Origin of the sequence: Rhodopseudomonas sp., from assembly GCF_036404135.1 — a bacterium.
Classification (GTDB): Bacteria; Pseudomonadota; Alphaproteobacteria; order Rhizobiales; family Xanthobacteraceae; genus Rhodopseudomonas_A.
Genome location: NZ_DASWPE010000175.1, coordinates 1 through 2,936 on the forward strand (window position 1 = coordinate 1; position 2,936 = coordinate 2,936).

The following is a 2,936-nucleotide window of genomic DNA, read 5'->3' on the forward strand; positions in this document are numbered from 1 at the left end:
GTAATTGCCGCCGAGGTTCAGGGTGTTGCCGAGCGCGGTATCCACCGGGGCGAAGGCGCCGACATAATTGCCGAAGCCGAAGCCGCCGCCGAGGTCCCAGGCCACGCCGATCAGGCCGGCGGGATTGTAGAAGTCGCGCCACGCGCGCGAGCCGGTCGGGTCGTTCGGATCGACGCTGACGGTGAGTTCGGGGAAGATCCCGAGCACTTCGACGCGGCCGCCGAAGATCGTGAACGGCGTCGACCAGGCGATCACCGGGATGTTGACCCCCGCATCGATCGTCGGCGCGGTCGATCCCGACCGCGGCGATCGTTCGAAGTAGGTCGCGGTATCAATGAAGTACACGCCCTCCGGCAGCGGCGCGCCGAGCGCAATACCCGCCGTCCAGCCCGCCGGACTGACCGGATCCGCCGCGGCGGTGCCGGCGACTGCAATCAAGGCCGCGGTGGCGAGCGCCAGTCGTTTCATGAAGTGGATCGGCTTCGCCCTTCGTCTAATAGTCGACATGAAAATCCCCACAGCCAAGTGTCGATCAACGCTCGCGCAAGGGCGCAAGGAATCGATCAGTAAAAACCCTCAATCGATGGTGAAACTAATCGATTTAGGTCCAATGCCCATTCCAAATTGTGCCGCAACCGCAAACGAAGGTGTCTGCTAACAAACAGTGCGCGCGTGATTTGTCCTCGACGCCGGCGAGGCTGTTATCACCACACTCGTATTCGCAATGCGCGTGTGAATCCCGGCCATGCGGGCGTCGTCCTGGAACCAACGATCGGCGCGAGCACGGCCTTCACCTCTCCCCGCTTGCGGCAGGGCAATCGCATATGAAAGTTGGCGGTTGCTGCGAGGATCACCCTCCCCTGGAGGGGAGGGTCGCTCGCATATGACGATGCCGGCTTCGCATGGCATGGCCGCGATTGTACGCACCTCTCCGCGGGTCGTCCCTGCGCACGCAGGGACCCATCACCCCTGGCTTCAGAGATGAAGAAAAGGCCTCAACCACGGCGCCAAATTGCGACTCCGCGCCGTATGGGTCCCTGCGTGCGCAGGGACGACCCGTTGACATGCAGAGGCCACTCGCGGGCACGGCGCGCCTGACACGCTGCCGGCCCCGCAGGGCAGCTGCGCTCTATGCTCGGCTGCGCGGTGTGGTATTGAGCAACGATCCCGCTCCGGCCGCAGCTTTCCGCAATCGGCTGGAGACCAAGGAGCCGCCATGCCCACGGTCGACAGTTCATTGGTTGCGCATCTGCCGTTGTTCGCCGGGCTGGCGCCGGGCGAGCTCGACGCCGTGCTGCACGACGCGCGCTCGGCGCGCTTTGCCAAGAACAGCGCGGTGTTTCGCCAGGGCGACGAGGCGCAATCGTTCTACGTGCTGCTGCACGGTCACGTCCGCGCCAGCAAGACAACGGCCGGCGGCGAGCAGGTGGTGGTGCGCTATGTCAGCCCCGGCGAGACCTTCGGCGTGGCGATGGCGATCGGGTTGCAGCGCTATCCGGCGACCGCCACCGCGGTCGAGGATTCCATCGTGCTGAGCTGGCCGGCGGCGAGCTGGCCGCGGCTGGTCGAGCGTTTTCCGCAGCTCGCCTCCAATACGCTGCGCACCGTCGGCACCAGGCTGCAGGAGAGCCACAGCCGCGTCGTCGAGATGTCGACCCAGCAGGTCGAACAGCGCATCGCCCACGCGCTGCTGCGGCTCGCCAAGCAGGCCGGCCGCAAGGTGGAGAACGGCGTCGAGATCGCCTTTCCGATCAGCCGCCAGGACATTGCGCAGATGACCGGCTCGACGTTGCACACGGTGAGCCGGCTGCTCTCCAGCTGGGAAAGCCGCGGCCTAATCGAGAGCGGCCGGCAACGCATCGTGTTGCGCGATCCGCACGGGCTGGTGCTGTTGTCCGAGCAGGACCCGCGCGGCCCGGAGCCGCCGGCGAAGGCTTAACCCGCGATCGTCGCCTCCAGCGCCGCGCGGAACGCGGCGCGGTCGACGCCGTGTTCGCGGCAGGCGTCGGTCATGCTGTGGAACGCGGCGATCGGGCAGCCACAGCAGTGCATCCTGAAATCGAGGAAGGTCTTGATCGTCGCGGGCCAGCTCCGCATCACTTCATCGACCGGCAGGTCATCGCGTATCGTCATGGCGGGCTCCGTTGCCCGATGCCTACGCGCAACCGGCCTGCCCCTCTTTGTCGCCCGGCAATGTTCCGGCGCTTTGCCGCCAAACCCGCGGCCGCGCTGTGCCCGTTGCATCCTTCGAGCGGCCCGGCTTCGCTCTGCGAGCTCAGCCTGGCTCCTCAGGATGACGGCGTTGCGGGTGTGGCGACGCCACGACGCGCGCGGACCACCGCCTCGCGCCGCGTAGCGCTCCCGTCTCAGACGTTGGCCAGCGCCACCCGGTACTCGGCCTCGGTGTTGGCTTTGACCTCATCGAGCGTGACGCCGTCGGCGAGTTCGATCAGCGCCATGCCATCGTGGCCGTGCTTGTCGATGGTGAACACGGCAAGATCAGTGACCACCATGTCGACCACGCGCTCGCCGGTCAGCGGCAGGTTGCAGCGCTTCAGCAGTTTCGGGCCGTCCTTGGCGGAATGCTCCATCACCACCACGACGCGCTTGACGCCGGCGACCAGATCCATCGCGCCGCCCATGCCCTTGACCATCTTGCCGGGGATCATCCAGTTCGCGAGATCGCCCTTCTCGCTGACCTGCATCGCGCCGAGGATCGCCAGATTGATCTTGCCGCCGCGGATCATCCCGAACGAATCGGCCGACGAGAAGATCGACGAACCGGGGATCGTGGTCACCGTCTGCTTGCCAGCGTTGATCAGGTCCGCGTCGACTTCGGCGTCGGTCGGAAACGGGCCGATGCCGAGCAAGCCGTTCTCGGACTGCAGCCAGACCTCGATGCCGGCGGGGGCGTGATTGGCCACGAGCGTCGGCAG

4 protein-coding genes are annotated in these 2,936 nt (G+C 66.4%); 1 reads left to right on the plus strand and 3 read right to left on the minus strand.

What is annotated here, in order from left to right; genetic code table 11:
* The coding region (locus tag VGC77_RS20220) for a transporter (RefSeq protein ID WP_331173356.1) at nucleotides 1–468 on the minus strand (468 nt) is incomplete at its 3' end.
* Nucleotides 469–1,216: 748 nt separating this feature from the next.
* Between VGC77_RS20220 and VGC77_RS20225 the strand changes: the two genes are divergently transcribed.
* On the plus strand, nucleotides 1,217–1,939 hold the full coding sequence (locus VGC77_RS20225; RefSeq protein ID WP_331173357.1) for a Crp/Fnr family transcriptional regulator: 723 nt from the start codon (nucleotides 1,217–1,219) through the stop codon (nucleotides 1,937–1,939).
* On the opposite strand, the gene VGC77_RS20230 is transcribed toward VGC77_RS20225, so the two are convergent.
* Entirely contained in the window at nucleotides 1,936–2,133 is a 198-nt protein-coding gene (locus VGC77_RS20230) for a DUF1858 domain-containing protein (protein ID WP_331173358.1), read from the minus strand. The genes VGC77_RS20225 and VGC77_RS20230 overlap by 4 nt on opposite strands.
* A 233-nt stretch (nucleotides 2,134–2,366) precedes the next feature.
* On the minus strand, nucleotides 2,367–2,936 hold a 570-nt coding region (locus VGC77_RS20235), incomplete at its 5' end, for a 3-oxoacid CoA-transferase subunit B (protein WP_331173359.1).

Coding starts and splice junctions, on each gene's coding strand:
- VGC77_RS20225 (WP_331173357.1), top strand. CDS start 1,217: ATGCCCACGGTCGACAGTTCATTGGTTGCGCATCTGCCGTTGTTCGCC.
- VGC77_RS20230 (WP_331173358.1), bottom strand. CDS start 2,133: ATGACGATACGCGATGACCTGCCGGTCGATGAAGTGATGCGGAGCTGG.